Below are 22,892 nucleotides of genomic sequence, written 5' to 3'. Positions count from 1 at the left end.
CACTCTCTGCGCTAGCGTAGGGATATCAACCAAATCCACGCGGGAGCGCAACCCTTATGCGCTGAGAGGACGGCTGGGGCCGTCGACCGTACGAACCTGACCGGGTAATGCCGGCGTAGGGAGATTCGCAGATGACCGTCACTATCGAACCGTCCGTCACCACCGGCCCGATTGCGGGCAGCAGCAAGGCGTACCGCGAGCTGGACGGGATGCGCGTCCCCTTCCGGCGCGTGCATTTATCCACTGGCGACCATTTCGACCTGTACGACACGTCCGGGCCCTACACCGACGACAACGCCGTGATCGACCTGGCCGCCGGTTTGCCGGCCCGCCCGGGTGTGGTCCGTGATCGCGGCACCCAATTGCAGCGTGCGCGCGCCGGGGAGATCACCGCGGAGATGGCGTTCATCGCCGCTCGCGAGGGCATGCCCGCAGAACTGGTGCGCGACGAAGTTGCGATAGGCCGCGCGGTGATTCCGGCCAACCACAACCACCCCGAGAGCGAACCGATGATCATCGGCAAGGCGTTCGCGGTCAAGGTGAATGCCAACATCGGCAACTCGGCCGTCACATCCTCGATCGCCGAAGAGGTCGACAAGATGGTGTGGGCCACCCGCTGGGGCGCGGACACCATCATGGACCTGTCCACCGGCAAGAACATCCACGAGACCCGCGAGTGGATCCTGCGCAACTCCCCAGTACCGGTCGGCACCGTCCCCATTTACCAGGCGCTGGAGAAGGTCAACGGCGACCCCACCGAACTGACGTGGGAGCTGTACCGCGACACCGTGATCGAGCAGTGCGAGCAGGGTGTGGACTACATGACCGTGCACGCCGGGGTGCTGCTGCGCTACGTCCCGCTGACCGCCAAGCGGGTTACCGGGATCGTGTCGCGCGGCGGCTCCATCATGGCCGCCTGGTGCCTGGCGCATCACCGGGAATCGTTCCTGTACACCAACTTCGAAGAACTGTGCGACATCCTGGCTCAGTACGACGTCACCTTCTCGCTGGGCGACGGATTGCGGCCGGGCTCGATCGCCGACGCCAACGACGCCGCGCAGTTCGCCGAGTTGCGCACCCTGGGCGAGCTGACCAAGATCGCGAAAGCCCATGGCGTGCAGGTGATGATCGAAGGGCCCGGGCACGTCCCGATGCACAAGATCGTCGAGAACGTGCGGCTGGAAGAGGAACTCTGCGAAGAGGCCCCCTTCTACACCCTGGGCCCGCTGGCCACCGACATCGCGCCGGCCTATGACCACATCACCTCAGCGATCGGCGCCGCCATCATCGCCCAGGCGGGCACCGCGATGTTGTGCTACGTCACTCCCAAGGAGCACCTCGGTCTGCCGGACCGTAAGGATGTCAAGGACGGGGTGATCGCGTACAAGATCGCCGCGCACGCCGGCGATCTGGCCAAGGGCCACCCGCATGCACAGGACCGCGACAATGCCTTGTCGCAGGCGCGTTTCGAGTTCCGCTGGAACGACCAATTCGCGCTGTCGCTGGACCCCGACACCGCGCGGGAGTACCACGACGAGACGCTGCCTGCCGAGCCGGCCAAGACCGCGCATTTCTGCTCGATGTGTGGACCCAAGTTCTGTTCGATGCGCATCACCCAGGACGTGCGGGACTTCGCCGCCAAGCACGGCCTCGAGACTGAAGAGGACGTCGACGCGATGCTGGCCAGCGGCATGGCGGAAAAGTCCCGCGAATTCGCCGAGCACGGCAACCGGGTGTATCTGCCACTGACCCAATGACCACATTGCGCCAGTGACTTTCCTGCCCCTGCCGTCGCCGGGAACGACGCCGCTGCGGGTGCTCACCATCGCGGGATCCGACTCCGGTGGTGGTGCCGGCATCCAGGCCGACATGCGTAGCATCGCACTGCTCGGCGTGCACGCGTGCGTCGCGGTAACCGCGGTCACTGTCCAGAACACATTGGGCGTGAAGAGCTTTCACGAGGTTCCTGACGATGTGGTGGCAGGACAGATCGAGGCGGTGGTCACCGACATCGGTATTCAGGCCGCCAAGACCGGGATGCTGGCGTCGTCGTCCATCATCGAGGCGGTGGCCCGCACCTGGCGCGGGCTCGCCCTGGGGGTGCCGCTGGTCGTCGACCCGGTGTGTGCGTCCATGCACGGAGACCCGCTGCTGGCTTCCTCGGCACTGAATTCGCTTCGCGAGCAACTGTTCCCGCTCGCCACCCTGGTGACTCCCAATCTGGACGAGGTGAAGCTGCTGGTGGACATCGACGTCATCGACACGGACTCCCAACGCGCCGCGGCCGAGGCACTGCACCGACTGGGCCCGCGGTGGACGCTGGTCAAAGGCGGACACCTGCGCTCGTCGGCGCGCAGCACAGATCTGCTTTACGACGGCACCGACTTCCACGAGTTCGACACCGAGCGCCTGCCCACCGGCGACGACCACGGCGGCGGCGACACACTGGCGGCCGCGGTAGCGTGTGCGCTCGCACACGGATACCCGATGCCCGACGCGGTCGCTTTCGGAAAGCGTTGGGTCACCGAATGTCTGCGGGCGGCCTATCCCCTCGGAGGCGGACACGGCCCGGTATCTCCGCTGTTTCGGCTCGGCTTGTGAATCTCGACGCCATCGCGGGCATCGCGCACGAGCCGACGGACCCGCCCCAGGGCGTGGCGGTGCTGACCCACGGCGCCGGCGGAAATCGGGATTCCGCTCTGCTGCAGAAGATTTGCGACGAATGGGCGCGCCGGGGGTGGCTGGCGGTGCGCTACGACCTGCCCTACCGGCGGCGGCGCCCCAAAGGCCCGCCGTCGGGCTCCGCCATCGCCGACCAAGCGGGCATCGTCGAGGCGATCGAATTCTGCCGCACCCTTAGCGAGGGACCGTTGATCGCCGGCGGACATTCCTACGGCGGCCGGCAGACCTCCATGGTGGTGGCCGCCCTGGAAGTTCCCGTCGACGTGTTGACGCTGTTCTCCTACCCGGTCCATCCCCCCGGCAAGCCCGAGCGCTCCCGCACCGAGCATCTGCCGCGCATCACCGTGCCGACGGTGTTCACCCACGGCACCTCGGATCCCTTCGGCACCATCACCGAATTGGCGGACGCCGCGACGCTGATACCGGCGCCGACCGAAATCGTGGAAGTCACCGGCGCGCGGCACGACCTCGGGTCGAAGACGCTCGACGTGCCTGGGCTGGCGGTTGACGCGGCGCTTCGCCTGCTCCGTTCTCGAGGGCTCCGAAGAGGGTGACCTCCATGAGTTTTCGCACGCACGCCTGCAGGTAGGCCGACTCGCCCATCCGGCCCAGATCCACCACCAGGGCCATCGCGGCCTGCACCAGCAACCGCGCCTGCGCCGGCGGCAGGGCGGACCGGGCTGCCGTCAACAGCCGAACCCACGAGTCGACGGTGGAGAGTTGCACATTGCGTAGCAGCATCTGGTCGGCGGGCGTCAGGTTGGCCCGCTCGGTGTAGTAGACCTCGCCCAGTTCGGGGTTGGCGAACGACGTTGCCACGTAGGCCTCGATCAGCAGCGTCAGCGCGTGCCGGGGTTCGGTCAGGGCGCCTACCACCGGCGACAACTGCCCGGACACCCGGTCGGCAGCCCGGCGCAACCCGGTCGCCAGGATCTCGCACTTGCCGGAGAAGTACCGGTAGATCCCCGACACCGGCACGCCGGCGGCCTTGGCGATCTGCGCCATGCTGGTCTCGGAATACCCGCGCTCTTTGAACAGCATCATTGATGCGTGCAGCAACGCCTCGTAGACGCCGGCGTCCTCGGTGAAGAGCCGCCAGGACGCCGGACGCGGAGAGACATCTTCTGGTTGCGGAAGTTCCGCGGCGAGCATCCCCGACGCCGCCGCGCCGATCAGTGCCCGGATCTCGTCGGCCGACAGCAGGCCGGGATCATCGACGATGCTGCCGATCACGCTCAGCACACCCGCCGACAACAGCCACCGCTGCTGTGCGGGCAGTGACGGCCGAATCTCGTTGAGCGGCTCCTGGATTCGGCGGTTGATCAGCTTCAGATGATCAGCTAGCGCGGCCTGGTCCGGTGCGCGCAGATAGCGGGCCTGCCAGCGGTACAGCCCACCGGAGGCCCGGTTGTCCAGGGTTGCGTCGATGAGCCCGGCGATGATCCGCTCCTGCGTCTGCCGCGGGTCTGCGTCGTCGTAATCGAAGTCGGTGGCATCGACCAGTTGCCGGCTCAAGGTCAGCACCGCCGCCCGAAAGAGGTCGTACTTGCCCGCGTAGTGGCGATACAGGGCCGGCGCGGAGACGCCGACTTTGGCCGCGATGGTTTCCATGCTCACCGCGTGGTAGCCCTGCGCACTGAACGCCTCGGCCGAGACGCGGGCTATCTGAGCCTTGCGGTCCTTCGGCCGCCGCCGAATCGCGGGCGCGGCGCTTGGGCCGTAGGTGCTCGACACCGCCTCACTGTAGCCGGAGTAACACCTGAACCGGCCCGGCCCGGGCTACCGAAACGGAGGAATCTCCATTAACATAGTGCAGGCTTGAGGGGTGGTCCGATGGTTGGTACAGCTACTGACCATCGGGCTTATCAAGTGAGAGCCATAACTCTGGCGAATCAGCCATTAACATCCAGTCGACACACCCCGCCGGTGACGGCACAGCGTCACAGTGCGGCGCCGTCCTGCTGATCAGGCGGGCGTGGCCGATCCCGACCCGCCTACCGCGCGAGTCCCGTCAGCCCGGGTAGCGCGAGTAGCATCCGTCCATCTCACCACCCACTCCGGCGCGGAACGCCGCGATCCGGGTGAACCCGGCGGGCACACTGATGCCGTCGGCGTCACTGGCGACCATGTGGTTGGTAAGTAGCCCGGCAACGGCTTCGTCGAGGTCACCCGCCGTCAGCACCAGCGAGTTGCCCGACGGCAGCTCGATGTTCTCGGCCATCTTGCGGTGCGCGACACCGGTCAGGCACGCGGTGCGCAGCGCAGTCCACGGGCTCTGCATCGCCAGCGCCCGCTCGTGCTGCACGGCCAGCGCGTACCGCGACATGACGATCGACAGCGCGGTGTCGTCGCCCTGCGGCAGGCTGTGCTCCTTCTCGCCGGCAACCTTGCCCATGGTGGCCAGCGCCGGCAGATCGACGTTGATCGTATTGGTGGCCGGGCAGTACGACGCGGGCGGGCTGGGCTTGGCGTCCGAGCAGCCGCCCGTCTTCAGGACGAGCGTGGGCGGGCTCTTCGGCGAGAAGATCTTGCCCATCAACTCCATCAACGTCTTGAGGGTGTCCTCGTTGATCGGCACTTCGCCGGTCTCAGGATCCCCGCCGGTGTCCACCCGCAGCGCGGTCGGCAGATCACCGCGCCGCTGCTCGACTTCGGCCTTGTTGATCGCCGCGCACGCCGAGGTGCCGGTGACAAAACCCATCTGGAAGGCGCTGACCCGGTCCAGCGCCGAACCGTGCTCGTCGTCGTTCTGGGAGTCGGCGTCCATCACCGGGTCGCGGGTGGTGATGATGCCGGCCAGAACGTGGTCGAGGCCGTCGGCCGTGCTGATGTCGAAACGCGGCGACTGGCCCGAGGCCACGTGGTACAGATACACCCCGGCGAAGCAGTCAGCCTGCTGCTCGCGCACGATGGTGGGGTCTTTCCTGGTGACCAGCTTGGCCATGGTCTGCAGGGCGTGCCCGAATTCATGTGCCAGCACACCGTTGACCGACATGTCGCCGAAGTACTTCTGCGCGACCGCCATGAATACGCCACGGTCCCAGGCGATCATGTTGCACCTGGAGGTGTAGAAGGCATTGACCAGGTCGTAGGTCTCGTTTTGACAGACGATCGGGCTGTTCGGATCGGTGGAGTCATACGACACCAACTTGTCGACGGGCTTGAACGAGCCCTGCAACGGAGCGGTGTAGTTGGCCTTCCAGAATTCCTCGATGTCGTTGACCGACAGCAGGGACAGCTTGTCGATGGGCCCATTGTTGGTGTTGAGGACGGTGCCGGTCGGCGCCGGTCCATTCGGCTTGACGCCGCTGGGCCCATTGGTGGCCGGCAGCCCACCGACCCGGAACGGATCGTTAAGAATCGACACCGCGCGTCCGTTGACCGTGGTGCTACAACCCGCCACGACGATTACTGCAGCCAGGCAAGCCGTGAGGGCGCGTGACGACGCGACCACCCTGCGCGAGCGCAACTTCATTTGATCAACCCCGTCCACAGCCTGCACCGAAGGAACCTCATTCTAAATGGGCCACAACCCAATACTGGGCACTAAGTGCCGCAGGACTTTCAGGCGGCCGCGGAGTACGAAAACGCTTGCTGCCCAAGGATGGTCAACTCGGCAGCCGCGTGCGAGCCGCCGATCTCGGCCGCCGCGCCGATCATCACGAAAATCAGGTACATCACCATGAAGGCGATGCCGATCCCGCCGATGATGATGCCGGCCAGCGCGAGGCCCCGGCCGGCCTGACCGTTCTGCTTGATCTGGTTCAGCGCGATGATTCCGAAGACCACGCCGAGGATCGGACCGACGCCGCAGATCCAGCCCAGTAGCGAGGCCACCAACGAGGCGATAGCCATCGGGTTGGTCGACGCCGGCGCCGGATACCCGTAACCCGGAGCCGGTGGCGGGTACCCATATCCGGGCGGCGGTGCAGCCGGCTGGTAGCCGTATCCGCCGGGTACCGGCGGCGGGTAGTCGCCCGGCGGCGGCGGATAGCCCGGCGGTTGGTCGGTCACTGCAAACCTCCTACGCGAAAAGACGATCACCTCTGCGGTGATCCGGCCTGAGCCCGCAGCACACTTTACTCAGGAAACCCGGGTCCGATGGCGTTTGTCGTGCGGCGGGACCCCATTGACGCCCGCCACCGAATTCGCGTAGGTCCCTACCGCGAACGCCACTCCGGACCCCATGACCGCCAGCGCGTCGCGGTTGATCGCGTCGATGGTGTCACGCGCGCTCTGATAGTTCGGATCGAACGCCGCGCCGGGCTGTCCACCCCAGAGCCGAGCCTGGACGTTGGTTTTCGTCTGTGACGCACCGGTGTTCATACCGCCCACCGGGATACCGGCGACCAGAAACGGGTGGTAGTCGGTCCTGGTGTTCAACGGCATGTCCGCCGGGCGTTTGCCGGCCAGGTTCAGGTAGCCGGCCAGGGTGCGCTCGATGCCCGCCGAGCCCTCCGGAATGTCCGACGCCGCCACTCCCGGCCCGGCCGGGCCAGACTGGTCACCGTCGTCGGTGAAGAAGCCCGGATTGGGCGAGCCGAGCATGTCGAAGTTGAGATAGAGGGCGATGTTGTTGAGCGCGTTGTTGTCCAGGCCGAACACGTAATCCATGGAGCCGTCGAGACCGTTCTCCGCGGCCCCCCAGAAGGCGAACCGCACCGCATTGGCCACCGGAGGCAGCGGTCCCAACTGCAGAGCGGTTTCCAGCACTGCCGCCACGCCGGATCCGGCATTTATGATGCCCGGACTGTTGACCGGACTGTCCAGATGCGTGCCAACCATCACCACCTCGTCGGATGAACCGGTCTTGGTCTGCGCCAACACATTTCGCGAGACAATCTTCACGTTCTCGGCGTCCAGCACCAGCCGCACCGATGCGGAGGACCGGGCCAGTGCGGTCGCGCCTGCCGCACCCACCACCGCGACCGGCACCGTCAGCTGGTTGTAGTAGCCGGGATTGAACAGGGTCGGCGGAGCGCCCTGTCCGGTGGGCTGACTGGTCACAATGACCGCCGCCGCGCCCCGGGCCACCGCGGCATTCTGCTTGTCGACCACCGAGCACCGACTGTCGTCGACGAGCGCGATCGCACCCTTGGGCAGCGCGCCCGGATAGTCTCCAGCTCCGCAACCGGCGGCTTGGGTCGGTCGCACCACCTGGCCGGTCAGACCACCGGGCGGGGTACGCACCAGCAGCGAAGCCTGGTCGACCGGGAATCCACGGCCGCCGACCGTCACCGACGGCTTGCCCTCGGACACATTGCGCATTCGCTCGAACTCCGGCGTCGAAACCTCGAAACCCTTGGCGCGCAATGTTTTGACCACGTAGTCGACACTCGCGTCGTAACCCGGACCGCCGGCCGCCCGGTTGCCCTTGTTGGCGTTGGCGATGTCCTGCAGCGCGCGCAGATGAACGAACATGTTGTCCGCCGCCACCTTCGCAGCCAGCGCCCGAGCGGGGTCGGGCGCCGCGACCGGCGAACCTGCGGGCGACGACTGCGGCGCTGAGCACGCGGCAACCAGCAACGTCAGCAGGCAAACGGCGAGCGGCCGCGTCATGGCTTGGCGAGCACGTGCCGGGTGCGGTCCTCCATCACCGGAACCCCGTTGCGCCCGCCGAGATCCTGGGCGTACAGCGCTACTGCGTAGGCGACGCCGCCGCCCTGGATGCCCAGTGACGTGCGATCGATGTGCTCGAGGTTGTCGCCCTTCTGGTGATAGTTCGGGTCGAACGGCTCATCCGCCCTGCCACCCCATAGCTTGGCCTGGTCGGCAGTCATTTTCACCTCGGCACCGGAGAACAGCCCGCCGGACGGGATGCCCGCCAACGTGAACCCGTCGTAATCGGAGCGGCCGTCGAATGAGGTGTCCTCGGCCTTCTTTCCGGCCTGTTTCAAATAGGCAACCAGGGTCCGCTCGATTCCGGCCGACCCCTCGGGCACCACCGGCTGGCCTCGCGCGTCCATCGGCAGCGACTGGTCACCGTCGTAGGTGAAGTAACCGGGATTGGGCGATGCCAGCATGTCGAAGTTCAGGTACAGCGCGATGTTCTTGAGGCCCTCGATATCCAGCGACTCGACGTAGTTGCGGGAACCGATCAGCCCGAGTTCCTCGGCACCCCAGAAACCGAACCGTACCGCGTTGTGCACATGCGGTGAATTTCCAAGTTGCACAGCGGTTTCCAGGATCGCCGCCACTCCGGAACCGTTGTCGTTGATACCCGGCCCCTCCGGCACGCTGTCCAGGTGGGCGCCGGCCATCACCACGTCCGTCGGAGATCCGGTCTTGGTCTGCGCGATGACATTACGAGCCTTGAAACTCTGCGTGTTGGCGGCCAGTTTGACGGTCGCCGGGCCGGACTTCGAGCGCAACTGAAAGCCAACCGATTTGGTGACACTGACCACCGGAATCTTGACTTCGGTGTTTGCTCCAAGCGTTCCGCCCATGGATTGCTCGTCGACGTTGTCGACGACGATCAGGGCCGCCGCACCGCGCTGGGCGGCCGCGTCTTCCTTCTGCGCGAACTGACAGCCACCGCGATCGACCACGATCACCGCGCCCTGGGCCGGCAGCTTGTCGTAGTCGGCGGGCGCGCATCCGGGATTCTCGCCGGTGGGCGCGAACAGCAACGGCCCGGTCACCCCGCCCTCCGGTGTGCCGAGACTGTATTCCAGCGCACGCGCATCTCCGGTCAGGTCACCGGCCGCCACCGAGCCTTTCTCGGAGTGGAAAACCCGCGCCGAGAACTCAGGTGTCTGCACGTCAAAACCGCTCTTGCGCAACGTTTCAACGACATAGTCGACACTGGCCTCGTAGCCGGGCGTGCCCACCGCGCGGGTGCCGTTGTTGGCGTTGGCGATATCCTGCAACTTGGTCAGGTGCTTCATCATCGCGTCGGCGGTGACTTTGCTGCGGATCGTGTTGGCGAATTCGCTCGCCGCCGGAGTGCTGCCGCTCGAGCCGGCTTGGTTCGAACCACGCCCGCAGCCCACCGCCAGGATTGCGACGATCGCAACTATTGCGCTGAGGCCCAGCACCGCCGGAATCATCTTCGTTTTGTGCACCATTGCGCCCAGACTAGACCAGGTGCGCGAGCGGCAATTTCAGACGTACAGCGCGCTGAACGGAGCAAACGGCAGATTTCGCACGACGAACCAGACCGACACCAGCGACAGGGTCACCAAGGCGGCCCAGCGATTGTGCTGCCAACCTCGGATCCGTCGGCCGGTCACCCGGCCATAGGTCCAGGCCAGGTAGGCCCAGACCAGAAGTCCCACGGCCACCAGCCCGAGCGCGTTGAATTTCGCGGCCGACAACACATCACCGTGCATCAGGCTGTACAGCATTCGCATGCTGCCGCAACCCGGGCAGTCGATACCCAGCAACGCCTTGGTGGGGCAGGTCGGCAGCGGGCCGTTCGGGGTAGTCGGGTCACCCAGCCAGATGCCGGCACACACCACAGCCGAGGCTGTGGCCACGAGCACTGGGGCGCCCAATCGCGCACCCAGTTTCGTGGTCACCGACCCTTGCCGGGTCACCATACAAATCAGCCCAGGCTCAGTGCGTCGACCATCATCATGGCCGCCGAGCTGGTGTCGGTGTTCATCGCACCCAGCGCGATGATGACGCCGTAGATGACGGCTCCGACGACGCCGGCGATCACCGAGTACTTCACGAACTTCTTGGCGCTGTCGGCCGCGGCCTGTGCCTCGGCGTACTGGCCCTGCGCCCACAAACCACTGACCTGCGTGGACTTGACGATCGCCACGATCCCAAGAGGAAGACAGCAGAACAGCGTCGCCAGGATCGACCAGACCAGGTAATTGTCGGGCTGCTGACCGGCCGGCGGCTGCTGCGGCGGGTAACCGGGAGGGGGTGGTTGTGTCATGGAATCTCCAGATCGAAAGAGTTAGCTGGCGTGAAGCGAGGCTTACCATACCGGAGAGCAGTCGTGACGGCATCACCTATCTGAAATTGGCTTTTCGGCACCTTCTCCGCCGCCCAGGCGGCCCCACCCGCACCATTGCAAGCCCCCCCGGTGCGCAGACCAGATCCGTTGCAACACATAGCTTTCCGCTGCGTCACTGGCAACCGTTCGGCAGCGGCGACGCACCCCGACTACGTGGGATCAATGCCCTGACAGACAATTTCCAGCGGAATGTGTCAGGCGGCATCGGTGTGGCTCTACGATGCCAATTGCCATGAAGGCCCTGTTCTGCGGGCAGTCTGAGAAATACACTCACCGATATCGACGCAGCCGCATATGTCGGTCCGCCGAGAAATTAAGGAGCCAGGAGTTGTCTCACCTCACCACGGTGCTGCGAGCCGCGACGGCGGCAGCACTCATGGGCTGCTTTGCCTGGGCAGGCATCGCCACCGCGAATGCCGACCCCAACGACACGCTCGCCGCCTCGCTGTCGAAGGGCTACTCGTTGAGCAACTGCACGCCCAAGGAGCCTCCGTCGGGTGTGGCGGCCGCGATCAACTGCGGACAGAACGCCGATGCCGCAGGCCCGGTCAAAGCGACCTACCTGCTGTACAACAACTCCGGTGACCTCAACGGCGGATTCACCGCCAGCATCAAGGACGAGAGCCTGACCGCGTGTGGAGACAGCGGACAGTCGCCGACCACGTGGCACACGGGCAGTGCCGGCGCCACGGCCGGACAGGTCGCCTGCGGCACTTACCAAGGTGCCGCGGAGATCATCTGGACCACCGACGCCAAGAATGTGCTGAGCTACATCCGTGGATCCAGCACCGACGTCCAGGCGCTCTACCAATGGTGGCGCACCAACGGCTGATATCTCGTTTGGGCCGCAGGGACTTCGGGCGTGCCTGCGGGAGCAATTCCAACAACAAACAAGGAGCTGAAATGATGTATCTCAAGAACGCGCTGCGTGGCATCACCACCGCCGCGCTCGTCGGTGGCTTCGCCTGCGCGGGCGCCGCCACCGCATCCGCGGACCCCACCGAGGCGTTCGCCGGCTCGCTGTCCAAGGGGTACTCCTCGAGCAACTGCTCCTCGCAAGCGGTTTCCGAGGTGCAGTCCGCGTTCCCCACGGTGCAAGCCGTCCTTGCCTGTGGCCAGAACTCCGATAGCAGCGGACCGGCTTCGGCCAAGTACTTCCAGTTCCCCAACAGCGCGGATCTAGCCAGTGCGTTCACCAAGCTCATTGGCAGCGACCAGCTTACAAACTGCGGCGACGCGAAGTCGCCCACCGTGTGGCACCAGGGCAGCAGCACCGACTCGGCTGGACAGGTGGCCTGCGGAACCGATGACGGCAAGGCCGAGGTCATCTGGACCGTCGACGCCAAGAACGTACTCGCTTTCGTTCGGGCCTCCGGTGGCGACACCTCCTCGCTCTACCAGTGGTGGCGCACCAACGGCTGACGCTTACAACCGGCTCACTATCAGGTCAGCGACGGCACGCATTCCCGCCTGATTGGGATGCAACGGAGCGGGCCGACCCGGTAGCGGCACAACGGCTTTCACCGTCCAAGGTTGACGCGACCAGGCATGATGATCGCGACTGGCCGCCGCGGCGGACACGACCTCACAGTCGGTCGCCGCGGCGGCCTTTGCCGTTAGCTGCTCGAGCGTTTCGGCCACCTGGCGGCCCAGATCGGCATGTTCGCCGGACAGCGGCGGCGCCGCCTGACCCGCGGGCGGTAGCAGCGTGAGGTAGTCGACGAACAACACCCGGGCCTGCGGGGCACGCCGGCGGATGGCCCGACCCACCTCGCACAACGAATCGAACACCCGGCTCAGCGCCAACTCCCGGGCGTCGGGGTCCAGGAGTTCAGCGATACGAGCACCGACCAGCGGCAGGCACCAGGTGAAGGACGGCAACGAGGCCGCCATCAACAACGGGACGTACCCGACGTCATTGCCGCCGATGGTGACCGTCACCAAGGCCTCCGACCCGTCGAGTGCGGTGATCTGCGGCGGTGCGCCGTGCTGGCGATCGGTGAGTACGTGTGCCGTGGTGGCCCCGGAATACGTGGCGTCGGTCAGCTGCAGACCCGCCCGATCGGCGACCAGATGCGCGTAGTTGTGCGCCGACCGGCCCGACCGCCGTGGCGCCCCCGCGGCCCGGGGCCGGATACCGGGACCGGCCGCCATCGAGCTGCCCAGCGCGACATAGCGTTTCACGAGCGGGCAGGGCTGGAAGCCTGAGCCCAGAAGCGTTTCGGGATCCGCCCGGCGCGCCGCGCCAGGAACCCGGCGGTGACCCCGGCCGCCATCGCCGCGGCCATGGCCGGCGGATCGGCGGCCCGGGTCACCGCGGTCGCCAAAAGGACCGCGTCACAACCCAATTCCATTGCCAACGCCGCGTCGCTGGCCGTGCCGATGCCCGCATCGAGCACGACCGGGACACCCGCCCGGGCGACGATCATCTCGATGTTGTGCGGGTTGGTGATGCCCAGCCCGGTCCCGATCGGTGAACCCAGCGGCATCACCGCCGCGCAGCCGGTGTCCTCCAGCCTTCGGGCCAGCGCCGGGTCGTCGTTGGTGTACGGCAGCACCACGAACCCGTCATCGACCAATTGTTCGGCGGCCCGAACCAATTCGACCGCGTCGGGCAACAGGGTGCGCTCGTCGGCGATCACCTCCAGCTTCACCCAGTTGGTGTCCAACGCCTCACGGGCGAGTTGAGCGGTCAGCACGGCCTCGGCGGCGCCGCGGCAGCCGGCGGTGTTGGGCAGCGGTGTGATCCCGAGCCGGCTGAGCAGATCGAGCAGTCCGGTGCCGCCCTCGGCGTCCACCCGGCGGATGGCGACCGTGGTCAACTCGGTCCCAGACGCGACCAGCGCCTCCTCCAGCACCGAAAGACTGGTCGCACCGCCGGTGCCCATGATGAGCCGGGAGGCGAAACTGCGGTCCGCGATCGTCAGCTTGTCAACCACCCTGCACCGCCGTCACCACCTCTAGTCGCGCGCCGTCGAAAAGCGTGGTGGCCCAATCCGACCGGCGCAGCACCGCATCGCCCATGGCCACCGCGACGCCGCGGTCCGGAAAGCCCAGCGACGCCAGCAGAGCGCTTATCGTCGTCCGTTCGTCGACCTCGACCCGTTGCTCGTTGACCACCACGATCATGGCTGGGCTCCCACCGGAACGAGTTCGGACACAACCGTTTCGGCGGTCCACGGCGCCAACAGGAAGCCCGAGCGGCCATGCCCGGTGGCCACCAGTGTCCGCTCGTCGAGTCGTCGCACAATAGGCAGGTTATCGGGCGTCATCGGCCGCAGGCCAGCCGCGCATTCGGCGAACTCGTATTCCCCGAGCGCGGGCATCACCGCACAGGCGTCGTCCAGCAGGTCGCGGACTCCCGACACCACCGGCGCGGTATCCCGGCCGTGCTCGTACTGGGTGGCGCCCACCACCACGCCGTCCGCCCGCGGCACCAGATACACCTGACGGCCATGCACGCGGGCCCGAACCACCCTGTCCAGCAAAGGCATACAACCTTTGCGCCACCGCAACCGCAACACCTCGCCCTTCACCGGCCGCACCTGCAGGCCGGGCCACAGCGCGGGCGCGTCGATGCCGTTGGCGATCACCACCGTATCGCCGTCAGCCGCGCTGACGTCGTTGACCGGCGCCGCCCAGCGCACGCCACGCCGCTCGCAGTCAGCCGTCAGTGCGTCGACCACGGCGCGGTTGTCCACCGCCAGCTCGGTGGGCGCCCGGAAGCCGTGCCGAATCCCTTGTGCCAGTAGCGGTTCGACATCGCGGGCGGCCGACTCCCAGACCACCGGGTGCCCCTGCTGCGACAACCAGTCGGCGACGGTGCGCAGATCGGCGACATCGGCCCGGTCGACGGCCACCACCAGCGACTCGCGAGCGGTCACCACCGCCGGATCCAGTCCGTCGAGGAAACCCTCGCGCCACAGCCGCAGCGACTCCAGGCCCAGCTGCAGCAGCCGTTCCTCGCCGGGCCAGCCCTCGCTGTGCGGGGCCAACATGCCGCCGGCCACCCACGATGCACCGCGGTCCGCACCGCGATGCACCGTCACCGAAAATCCGGCCTGAGCCGCCCGGCGCGCCACCGACAGGCCGATGACGCCGCCACCGATCACGGCGATCGAATCCGACATCCTGTGCTCCCTTCGCCGGCATGACCCGGATCAGGTGTGACGGTAAGGACAGGTCCGTCTCGCATACATCCGTGACGGGCAGTGCCCACTCTCAGCCCCGCTGGTCAGCCCGGGACTCCCGTGTGTTCTCCACGCTCCACGCTAGCGCGCTAACGTCGCGGTGTGCAGGACCCCCTTTCCCGTCTGGCCCATCGTCTCGACACTGCGCGGCTGTACCTGTGCACCGACGCGCGCCGGGAGCGCGGTGACCTGGCCGAGTTCGCCGACGCCGCGTTGGCCGGTGGAGTCGACATCATCCAGCTGCGCGACAAGGGTTCGCCCGGTGAGCAGCGGTTCGGCCCGCTGGAGGCGCTCGACGAGCTGGCCGCCTGCGAGATCCTGGCCGCCGCGGCCCGTCGGCATGGCGCGCTGTTCGCGGTCAACGACCGCGCCGACATCGCGCGGGCGGCCGGGGCCGACGTGCTGCACCTCGGACAGCGGGACCTCCCGCTGGACATCGCCCGGGACATCGTCGGTCCCGGCACCATCATCGGCCGATCCAGCCACAGCCCGGCGGAAGCAGCGGCGGCGGGCGCCTCGGGGGCCGACTATTTCTGCGTCGGCCCCTGCTGGCCCACCCCCACCAAACCGGGACGCCCGGCACCGGGGCTGGATCTGGTCCGCACCGCCGCCGCCCTGGACACCGAGAAACCGTGGTTCGCCATCGGTGGCATCGACCTGCGACGGCTGCCTGAAGTGCTCGCCGCCGGCGCCCGGCGCATCGTGGTGGTACGGGCCGTCACCGCCGCGGCCGATCCGCAAGCAGCGGCCGCCGAACTCAGCGCGGCGCTTGCAGCAGCGCGCTGATCCGCCGGCTGAGCGGCGAGTGGGCCTGATCAGCGCCGCCCGGCATGCACCAGAAGAATCCCGAGTCGATCTCCACGGTGCGCGGCAGGCCGTGCCGCAGGTCGTCGCGGTTGTCCAGCGGCACGGTGGCCGGTGCGGTACGCAGCCGGTGCCAGCTGGCGGCCAATCCAGGATGCAGCGGCAACTCGGCCACCTCGTCCTCGCTGACCCAGCGCAATTCCGCGCTCTCGAGATCGGCCACGGTTTCCAGCAACTCGTCGGCGTCGGCGACCACAGTGGTGTAACTCCATTGCGTCCCGCCCACGCCCGCCTCTCGCGCGGTCACCACTACCGCCCGCACCGTCAGCCGCTCGGCCGCCAGTCCGGCCTCCTCTTGAGCCTCGCGCACCGCGGTCTCCTCCGGGGTCTCGTGGCTGTCGCGTGCGCCGCCCGGCAGGCCCCAGGTACCGCCCTGATGGCTCCACAGGGCGCGGTGTTGCAGCAACACCGCGGGGGTGCCGTCGGGCAGCGGAGCCCGCAACAGCAGACCGGCCGCACCGTAGCGACCCCAGTAGTGGGCGCCGCGCTCGGAGATCACCCATCCGTCACCATCGCCACGCACGGATTCAGGATATGCATGGGCTCGCCCGGCGCCGGTGACACGCTTTCGCCAGAACCCGCGGGGGCATTTGGCCACGCCTCCCCCCATCCGCGGCGCGATGCTCTTAGAATTCGCTTATACAGGTTCGTAATATGGCCGAGATGAGGTCCGAGCAGACGTGACGGTTGAGCTGGCGCATCCGTCGACCGAGCCGGCAGGATCGCGCTCGCCCGCGGAACCGGCTCATCCCCGCTGGTGGTTCATCTCGACCACGCCGGGGCGCATCCTCACCATCGGGATCGTGCTGGCGGCTTTGGGGGTGTCGAGCGCTTTCGCCACCTCGACCACCATCAATCACCGCCAGCAGGTGCTGACCACCGTGCTCGAGCACACCGAGCCGCTGTCCTTTGCGGCCGGCCGGCTCTACACCACCCTGTCGGTGGCCGATGCCGCCGCGGCGACCGCGTTCATCGCCCAGACCGAGCCGCGTGCCGTCCGGTTGCGCTACGAACAGGCCATCACCGATGCGGCGGTGGCGGTGACGCGGGCGTCCAGTGGCCTGACCGACGAACCCCTGGTGCAGCTGCTGGGCCGGATCAACGCCGAGTTGGCGGTGTATACGGGGCTAGTCGAGATCGCCCGCACCAACAACAGGGCGGGTAACCCGGTCGGCTCGTCGTACCTGTCGGAGGCCTCCGGGCTGATGCAGTCGCGCATCCTGCCCGATGCGCAACAGCTCTACCAGGCGACGTCGGCCCGGGTGGACGGTGAGACCACGGCGTCCACCCAGATCCCGGCTCCGGTGATCCTGGTCGTCACCACCACCGTGGCCTTCGGCGCGTTCGCCCACCGCTGGCTGGCCCGGCGCACGCGGCGGCGCGTCAACCCGGGGCTGGTCGTCGGCGGGCTCGGTATTCTCATCATGGTGGTCTGGGTGGGCACGGCGCTGACGATCTCGACGACGGCCAGCCGTAGCGCCAAGGACACGGCGGCCGAGTCGCTGCGGACCGTGACCAACCTGGCCATCACCGCCCAGCAGGCCCGCGCCGACGAGACCCTCTCGCTGATTCGGCGTGGCGACGAAGAGGTTCGCAAGCAGGCCTTCTACCAACGGATCGACGCCATGCACCACCAGCTCGACGCCTACATGACGCGCCGTGACGCCGTCGACAAACCCGACCTGCAGGGAGCCGACCAGTTGCTGGTGCGCTGGCAGCAGGCCAACGACCGGATCAACGCCTACATCTCCGTCGGAAACTACCGGGCCGCGACCCAGGTGGCGCTCGGCAAGGGTGAGGACGACTCCACCCCCGCCTTCGACAAGCTCGACGAGGCCCTCACCAAAGCGATGGCACAGAGTCGCAACCACCTGCGCAACGACGTCCTCAACGCAAAACGCGGCCTGGCGGGAGCGCAGGTCGGCGCGGTGGTGCTCAGCCTCGGCGCGGCGATCGCCGTCGCGCTGGGTCTGTGGCCCCGGTTGAAGGAGTACCGGTGATCCCGCGGCGGATAGCCGCGCTGGCCGCCGCGGCGTTGCTGTTGGCGGGCTGCGGACATCCGGACACGCTGAAGGTGGAGGTGACGCCGACGCTGCCGCTGCCGACGCCCGTCGGCATGCAGGAACTGCCGCTGGAAGCCCCGCTGCCGCCGGACAACACCAGCCAGGACTGCAACCCGACCGCCAGCCTGCGTCCGTTCCCCAACAAGGCCGACGCGGACGCCGCGGTGGCCAACATCCGCACCCGCGGCCGGCTGATCGTCGGCCTGGACATCGGCAGCAATCTGTTCAGCTTCCGTGACCCGATCACCGGGAGATCACCGGGTTCGACGTCGACATAGCCGGTGAGGTGGCGCGCGACATCTTCGGCGGGCCCTCGCACGTCGAGTACCGCATCCTGTCGGCCGACGAACGCATCACCGCCCTGCAGAAGTCACAGGTCGACGTGGTCGTCAAGACCATGACCATCACCTGCGAGCGGCGCAAGCTGGTGAACTTCTCCACCGTCTACCTCGATGCCAACCAGCGCATCCTCGCCCCGAGGGACTCGGCGATCGCCAAGGTGTCCGACCTGTCCGGTAAACGGGTCTGCGTGGCCCGGGGCACCACCTCGCTGCGCCGCATTCGCGAGATCAACCCGCCGGCGGCGATCGTGTCGGTGGTGAACTGGGCCGACTGCCTGGTGGCCATGCAGCAGCGCCAGATCGACGCCGTCAGCACAGACGACTCGATCCTGGCCGGGTTGGTGGAAGAGGACCCCTACCTGCACATCGTCGGGCCGAACATGGCCACCCAGCCCTATGGCATCGGCATCAACCTGGACAACACCGGGCTGGTCCGGTTCGTCAACGGCACGCTGGAACGGATCCGCACCGACGGCACCTGGAACACGCTGTACCGCAAATGGTTGACGGTGCTGGGCCCGGCGCCGCTGCCGCCGCAGCCAAGGTACTTGGACTGATGGGCAAGCCGGCGCAAGAGAACGACCTGGGCCAGGAGGAGTCGCCCGGCACGCAGCCGGATGCCCAGCCGGAAGAGGCCCAGACGGGCGCGACCGCGACCACGGGAAGGCCGCAGGCCACCCAGGCGCTGTTCCGGCCCGACTTCGACGACGATGACGATGACGACGATTTCCAGATCTCGTTGGGCAGCGTCGACACCCAGCCGCAGGACCGGATGTCGGTGGCCACCCGGGCGCTCCCGGCCGTCCGTCAGCTCGGCGGCGGCCTGGTAGAGATTCCGCGGACCCCCGACATCGATCCGCTCAAAGCGTTGATGAAGAACCCGGTGGTCCCGGAATCCAAACGGTTCTGCTGGAACTGCGGACGGCCGGTCGGGCGGTCCGGTTCGGAGGGCAAAGGCGCCTCCGAGGGCTGGTGTCCCTACTGCGGCAGCCCGTATTCGTTTCTGCCGCAATTGAATCCGGGCGACATCATCGCCGGTCAGTACGAGGTCAAAGGCTGCATCGCGCACGGCGGCCTGGGCTGGGTCTATCTGGCGCTGGACCACAACGTCAACGACCGCCCGGTGGTGCTCAAGGGACTGGTCCATTCCGGTGACGCCGAGGCGCAGGCCATCGCGATGGCCGAGCGGCAGTTTCTCGCCGAAGTGGTGCACCCCTCGATCGTGCAGATCTTCAACTTCGTCGAACACAACGACAAGCACGGCGATCCGGTCGGTTACATCGTCATGGAGTACATCGGCGGCCAGTCGCTCAAGCGGGGCCGCGGGGAAAACCTCCCGGTCGCCGAGGCCATCGCCTACATCCTGGAAATCCTTCCCGCCCTGAGCTATCTGCACTCCATCGGCCTGGTCTACAACGACCTCAAGCCGGAGAACATCATGCTCACCGAGGAGCAGCTCAAACTGATCGACCTCGGCGCGGTGTCGCGGATCAACTCGTTCGGCTACCTGTACGGCACCCCGGGTTACCAGGCTCCCGAGATCGTGCGCACCGGGCCCACGGTGGCCACCGACATCTACACCGTGGGCCGCACACTGGCGGCCCTGACACTCACTCTGCGCACCCGCAACGGGCGTTATGTCGACGGGTTACCCGACGACGACCCCATTCTGGCGCAGTACGACTCGTTCGCGCGCCTGTTGCGCCGCGCCATCGATCCCGACCCGCGTCGGCGGTTCACCAGCGCCGAGGAGATGTCGGGCCAGCTGATGGGCGTGCTGCGCGAGGTGGTGGCCCAGGACACCGGCATCCCGCGCCCCGGGTTGTCGACGATCTTCAGTCCCAGCCGGTCGACCTTCGGCGTGGACTTGTTGGTCGCGCACACCGACGTCTACCTGGACGGTCAGGTGCACTCGGAGAAACTGACGGCCAAGGAGATCGTCACCGCGCTGTCGGTGCCGCTTGTCGACCCGACCGACGTCGCCGCTCCGGTGCTGCAGGCGACGGTGCTTTCGCAGCCGGTGCAGACGCTGGATTCGTTGCGCGCGGCCCGTCACGGCTCGCTGGACGCCGAGGGACTGGACCTCAGCGAGTCCGTCGAGCTGCCGCTGATGGAGGTTCGGGCCCTGCTGGATCTCGGAGACGTCAGCAAGGCCACCCGCAAACTCGAGGATCTCGCCGAGCGGGTCGGCTGGCAATGGCGGCTGGTCTGGTACCGCGCGGTGGCCGGACTGCTCACCGGCGACTACGAGTCGGCGATCAAGCATTTCACGGAGGTGCTCGACACCTTCCCCGGTGAGTTGGCGCCGAAGCTGGCGCTCGCGGCCACGAACGAACTGGCCGGTGAGCCCGACGAGCACAGGTACTACCAGACGGTGTGGGGCACCAACGACGGTGTGATCTCGGCGGCGTTCGGATTGGCCAGGGCCCGCTCGGCTTTGGGTGACCGGAGCGGGGCGGTGCGGACCCTCGACGAAGTACCGCCCACCTCAAGGCATTTCACCACCGCACGGCTGACCAGCGCGGTGACCCTGCTGTCCGGACGTTCCCAGAGTGAGATCACCGAGGAGCAGATCCGCGACGCGGCGCGCCGGGTGGAGGCGCTGCCGCCCACCGAACCCAGGGTGTTGCAGATCCGCGCGCTGGTGCTCGGCGGCGCGATGGACTGGTTGCAGGACAACGAGGCGAGCACCAACCACATTCTAGGGTTCCCGTTCACCGACCACGGGCTGCGACTGGGCGTCGAGGCGTCGCTGCGCAGCCTAGCCAGGGTGGCCCCTACCCAACGGCACCGCTACACCCTGGTGGACATGGCCAACCAGGTGCGTCCGACCAGTACATTCTGACTTGCAGCTTCACGCCCGCAACGGAATTGGAAAATTTTCCACCGACGGGTCTTGCATCGACATGCCCGGCATGGTAGATCAAATATATGCCTATTGGCATACATTTGCTCTGGCTTTGAAACTACATCGAGAGTTGGAGGTGGCGACGATGCTAATGCGAACCGACCCGTTCCGTGACTTCGAACGTTTCACCCGGCCGGTGTCGGGGACCGCGTCCCGACCGTCGGTGATGCCGATGGACGCCTGGCGCGACGGCACGACATTCGTCGTGGAATTCGATCTGCCCGGCATCGATGCGGATTCGCTGGATCTGGATATCGAGCGCAACGTGGTGACGGTGCGCGCGGAGCGTCCCGAAATCGACCCTGGCCGGGAGATGCTGGCCAGCGAGCGGCCCCGCGGTGTGTTCAGCCGGCAACTCGTGCTCGGCGACAACCTCGACACCGAAAAGATCCAGGCCTGCTACGACACGGGGGTGCTGACGCTACGAATCCCGGTGGCCGAAAAGGCGAAACCACGCAAGATCTCGATCGAACGAAGCAACGGACACCAGGTCATCAACGCCTGAGACCGCGCGATGACCAGCCTGTTGACACCGGCGGAGCTGGACCTGAACGCCCTGGACGCTGACGTCGCCGAACTGATCGCCGAGGTGGACGCCATCGTGTGTGCGGCCGTTGCGGTTGACCGCCGGCCGTCGGCTCCACCGGTGACGGTGTACGCCGCGCGCAGGCCCAGGCAGGGACCCGCGCGTCAGGTGCGTGCCGTCCAGCGCAGCCCTCCGACTTCCCATGTCACAACGTCACGACTGAGCTGCGAAAGGTAGGTGATGGCATCTCAATCGACATAGCCGAGCGGCCCGCACCCCGGCCATGATTGAGTGAGCGCGTTCATCTCAGATCAGACGCCACTGCCCGTTGGGGCTTCCAGGCCGGGGCGGGCGCCGGCCGCCTTTCCGCTATACCTGACATCGAGTGTGCGGCTACTGCCGAAATCAGCCCGGATTTCGGCGGTAGCCGCACTGTCAAAGCAGTAGCCGCACAGTCAAATCCGGGAGCACTCCGCAGCTGCCGCCAAGGCATCACGGACCCGCTGCACAATGGCAGCGGGTCGGTTCTCCGCGACCACCCGCACAATTATCCAGCCCATTCGCTCGAGCATTTCCAGACGTTGGATGTCTTTGGCAAATTGACGGCGGTCCGTACGATGCTGATCGCCGTCGTACTCGACCGCGACCATGAGATCCGGCCAACCCAGATCGAGGTAAGCGAGCGGAATGTTGTCGGCTCCCAACACCGGAATCTGCGTCTGCGGTCGTGGGAAGCCGGCGTCGATGAGCAGTAGCCGAAGATAGCTCTCCCGTGGGGACTGCGCCCCGGCATCGACCAGCTCGAGCGCCGTCTCCAATCGCCGCAGTCCGGGCGAGCCTGGATGACAGGCTACGATGGCCAGCACGTCATCGATCTTCAAACCCGTTGCGCGCGCCAACGAGTCGAGCCGCGCCACCGCGGAGCGAACCGCGCCGCGCCGGCCGATATCGAAAGCGGTTCGCTCAGGAGTGGTGACATCGAGGCCGTCAAGCACCTGAACTTCGCCATCGAGCAACACGTCGCGTCGCGTCAGCACTCCGTGCGGCGCCCTGGCATTGGGGTGCACCAGTTCGATGGGAACGTCCTCGGGAATCCACCTCGCGCCATGCAGGGCCGCCGCGGCCGCACCCGCGATGGCGCCCCTCCGGCGCGACCACAACCAGGCCGCGACGGTGCGCTGCCGCAGCGACGGCTGCAGGCCTTTCGGCAGGTAGACATTCGGAAACACCACCCGATACTGCGTGCGCAGCTGATGACGGGTGACCACGCCATCCGCCAGTGCTCGGCTGCCGATGAACGGTTCGGCCAAAGTGGTCATGGCACGCAAGCGTCACACGATTCGGTCGAC

23 protein-coding genes, 1 pseudogene and 1 riboswitch are annotated in these 22,892 nt (G+C 67.0%); of the genes and pseudogenes, 11 read left to right on the top strand and 13 right to left on the bottom strand.

Annotated elements, in window-relative coordinates; translation table 11 throughout:
• The first annotated feature begins 29 nt into the window (after positions 1–29).
• A riboswitch (TPP riboswitch) is annotated at positions 30–141 on the top strand.
• The 3 genes from thiC to JX552_RS04090 all read left to right on the top strand — a co-directional run bounded on the left by thiC (position 132) and on the right by JX552_RS04090 (position 3,236).
• A complete protein-coding gene (gene thiC / locus JX552_RS04100) occupies positions 132–1,757 on the top strand; it encodes a phosphomethylpyrimidine synthase ThiC (protein WP_205876217.1) in 1,626 nt (541 codons plus the stop codon). Its footprint overlaps the riboswitch before it by 10 nt.
• Before the next feature lie 13 nt (positions 1,758–1,770).
• Positions 1,771–2,601 carry a bifunctional hydroxymethylpyrimidine kinase/phosphomethylpyrimidine kinase gene (gene thiD / locus JX552_RS04095; protein ID WP_205876216.1) on the top strand — a complete coding sequence of 277 codons (831 nt, stop codon included), beginning with the start codon at positions 1,771–1,773 and terminating at the stop codon, positions 2,599–2,601.
• The gene (locus JX552_RS04090; RefSeq protein ID WP_205876215.1) at positions 2,598–3,236 is read left to right on the top strand and encodes an alpha/beta hydrolase family protein; all 639 of its coding nucleotides are present in this window, start codon (positions 2,598–2,600) and stop codon (positions 3,234–3,236) included. Before thiD ends, JX552_RS04090 begins: the two co-directional genes overlap by 4 nt.
• Here JX552_RS04090 and JX552_RS04085 read toward each other — a convergent pair.
• The 7 genes from JX552_RS04085 to JX552_RS04055 form a co-directional block, all read right to left on the bottom strand.
• The gene (locus JX552_RS04085; protein ID WP_205878204.1) at positions 3,130–4,380 is read right to left on the bottom strand and encodes a TetR/AcrR family transcriptional regulator; all 1,251 of its coding nucleotides are present in this window, start codon (positions 4,378–4,380) and stop codon (positions 3,130–3,132) included. The genes JX552_RS04090 and JX552_RS04085 overlap by 107 nt on opposite strands.
• A 313-nt stretch (positions 4,381–4,693) precedes the next feature.
• A complete protein-coding gene (locus JX552_RS04080) occupies positions 4,694–6,157 on the bottom strand; it encodes a neutral zinc metallopeptidase (RefSeq protein WP_205876214.1) in 1,464 nt (487 codons plus the stop codon).
• An 89-nt stretch (positions 6,158–6,246) separates the two neighbouring features.
• Positions 6,247–6,696, bottom strand: a complete 450-nt coding sequence (locus JX552_RS04075) for a DUF4190 domain-containing protein (RefSeq protein WP_241010874.1) — start codon at positions 6,694–6,696, stop codon at positions 6,247–6,249.
• A gap of 69 nt (positions 6,697–6,765) precedes the next feature.
• Positions 6,766–8,241 carry a M28 family peptidase gene (locus JX552_RS04070; protein WP_205876213.1) on the bottom strand — a complete coding sequence of 492 codons (1,476 nt, stop codon included), beginning with the start codon at positions 8,239–8,241 and terminating at the stop codon, positions 6,766–6,768.
• Positions 8,238–9,749 (bottom strand): M28 family metallopeptidase, encoded by a 1,512-nt coding sequence (locus JX552_RS04065; protein WP_205876212.1) that lies wholly within the window; start codon positions 9,747–9,749, stop codon positions 8,238–8,240. The genes JX552_RS04070 and JX552_RS04065 overlap by 4 nt, the downstream gene beginning before the upstream one ends.
• A 36-nt stretch (positions 9,750–9,785) precedes the next feature.
• Positions 9,786–10,223: a DUF2752 domain-containing protein gene (locus tag JX552_RS04060; RefSeq protein ID WP_205876211.1), complete on the bottom strand. Its 438-nt coding sequence runs from the start codon at positions 10,221–10,223 to the stop codon at positions 9,786–9,788.
• A 5-nt stretch (positions 10,224–10,228) separates the two neighbouring features.
• A complete protein-coding gene (locus JX552_RS04055; RefSeq protein WP_055580426.1) occupies positions 10,229–10,570 on the bottom strand; it encodes a CD225/dispanin family protein in 342 nt (113 codons plus the stop codon).
• 409 nt (positions 10,571–10,979) lie between these two features.
• Between JX552_RS04055 and JX552_RS04050 the strand changes: the two genes are divergently transcribed.
• Together JX552_RS04050 and JX552_RS04045 are read left to right on the top strand one after the other, a co-directional pair.
• The gene (locus JX552_RS04050; RefSeq protein ID WP_205876210.1) at positions 10,980–11,483 is read left to right on the top strand and encodes a serine/threonine protein kinase; all 504 of its coding nucleotides are present in this window, start codon (positions 10,980–10,982) and stop codon (positions 11,481–11,483) included.
• A gap of 71 nt (positions 11,484–11,554) precedes the next feature.
• Entirely contained in the window at positions 11,555–12,073 is a 519-nt protein-coding gene (locus tag JX552_RS04045) for a serine/threonine protein kinase (protein ID WP_205876209.1), read from the top strand.
• Positions 12,074–12,076: 3 nt separating this feature from the next.
• On the opposite strand, the gene JX552_RS04040 is transcribed toward JX552_RS04045, so the two are convergent.
• The 4 genes from JX552_RS04040 to thiO are packed head-to-tail and all read right to left on the bottom strand — an operon-like array spanning position 12,077 to position 14,781.
• Positions 12,077–12,835, bottom strand: coding sequence for an SGNH/GDSL hydrolase family protein (locus tag JX552_RS04040; protein WP_205876208.1), 759 nt, complete (start codon positions 12,833–12,835; stop codon positions 12,077–12,079).
• The gene (locus tag JX552_RS04035; RefSeq protein ID WP_205876207.1) at positions 12,832–13,590 is read right to left on the bottom strand and encodes a thiazole synthase; all 759 of its coding nucleotides are present in this window, start codon (positions 13,588–13,590) and stop codon (positions 12,832–12,834) included. The genes JX552_RS04040 and JX552_RS04035 overlap by 4 nt, the downstream gene beginning before the upstream one ends.
• Complete coding sequence (thiS, locus tag JX552_RS04030; RefSeq protein ID WP_205876206.1) at positions 13,583–13,780, bottom strand: sulfur carrier protein ThiS; 198 nt, start codon at positions 13,778–13,780, stop codon at positions 13,583–13,585. The genes JX552_RS04035 and thiS overlap by 8 nt, the downstream gene beginning before the upstream one ends.
• Positions 13,777–14,781 (bottom strand): glycine oxidase ThiO, encoded by a 1,005-nt coding sequence (thiO, locus tag JX552_RS04025; protein WP_205876205.1) that lies wholly within the window; start codon positions 14,779–14,781, stop codon positions 13,777–13,779. The genes thiS and thiO overlap by 4 nt, the downstream gene beginning before the upstream one ends.
• A gap of 183 nt (positions 14,782–14,964) precedes the next feature.
• Between thiO and thiE the strand changes: the two genes are divergently transcribed.
• Positions 14,965–15,627: a thiamine phosphate synthase gene (gene thiE, locus JX552_RS04020; RefSeq protein ID WP_205878201.1), complete on the top strand. Its 663-nt coding sequence runs from the start codon at positions 14,965–14,967 to the stop codon at positions 15,625–15,627.
• Here the strand turns inward: thiE and JX552_RS04015 are convergent.
• Positions 15,599–16,228 (bottom strand): NUDIX hydrolase, encoded by a 630-nt coding sequence (locus tag JX552_RS04015; protein ID WP_205876204.1) that lies wholly within the window; start codon positions 16,226–16,228, stop codon positions 15,599–15,601. The genes thiE and JX552_RS04015 overlap by 29 nt on opposite strands.
• A gap of 157 nt (positions 16,229–16,385) precedes the next feature.
• Between JX552_RS04015 and glnX the strand changes: the two genes are divergently transcribed.
• From glnX to JX552_RS03990, 5 genes and pseudogenes are all read left to right on the top strand, one after another.
• A complete protein-coding gene (gene glnX / locus JX552_RS04010) occupies positions 16,386–17,705 on the top strand; it encodes a protein kinase G-activating protein GlnX (RefSeq protein ID WP_205876203.1) in 1,320 nt (439 codons plus the stop codon).
• Positions 17,702–18,666, top strand: a pseudogene (locus tag JX552_RS04005) (glutamate ABC transporter substrate-binding protein). Before glnX ends, JX552_RS04005 begins: the two are co-directional and overlap by 4 nt.
• A complete protein-coding gene (locus JX552_RS04000; RefSeq protein WP_205878199.1) occupies positions 18,666–20,954 on the top strand; it encodes a serine/threonine-protein kinase PknG in 2,289 nt (762 codons plus the stop codon). Before JX552_RS04005 ends, JX552_RS04000 begins: the two are co-directional and overlap by 1 nt.
• 148 nt (positions 20,955–21,102) lie before the next feature.
• On the top strand, positions 21,103–21,522 hold the full coding sequence (locus tag JX552_RS03995) for an Hsp20/alpha crystallin family protein (RefSeq protein WP_205878197.1): 420 nt from the start codon (positions 21,103–21,105) through the stop codon (positions 21,520–21,522).
• 9 nt (positions 21,523–21,531) lie between these two features.
• Complete coding sequence (locus JX552_RS03990) at positions 21,532–21,780, top strand: hypothetical protein (protein WP_205876202.1); 249 nt, start codon at positions 21,532–21,534, stop codon at positions 21,778–21,780.
• Positions 21,781–21,998: 218 nt separating this feature from the next.
• Here the strand turns inward: JX552_RS03990 and JX552_RS03985 are convergent, their stop codons facing one another.
• A complete protein-coding gene (locus tag JX552_RS03985) occupies positions 21,999–22,862 on the bottom strand; it encodes an endonuclease domain-containing protein (protein ID WP_205876201.1) in 864 nt (287 codons plus the stop codon).
• Between the last annotated feature and the right edge of the window lie 30 nt (positions 22,863–22,892).

This window comes from Mycobacterium gordonae (genome assembly GCF_017086405.1).
Taxonomy (GTDB): domain Bacteria; phylum Actinomycetota; class Actinomycetes; order Mycobacteriales; family Mycobacteriaceae; genus Mycobacterium; species Mycobacterium gordonae_D.
The sequence above is the reverse complement of the archived record's forward strand: the minus strand, read 5'-3'. Positions and strand labels throughout refer to the sequence as shown.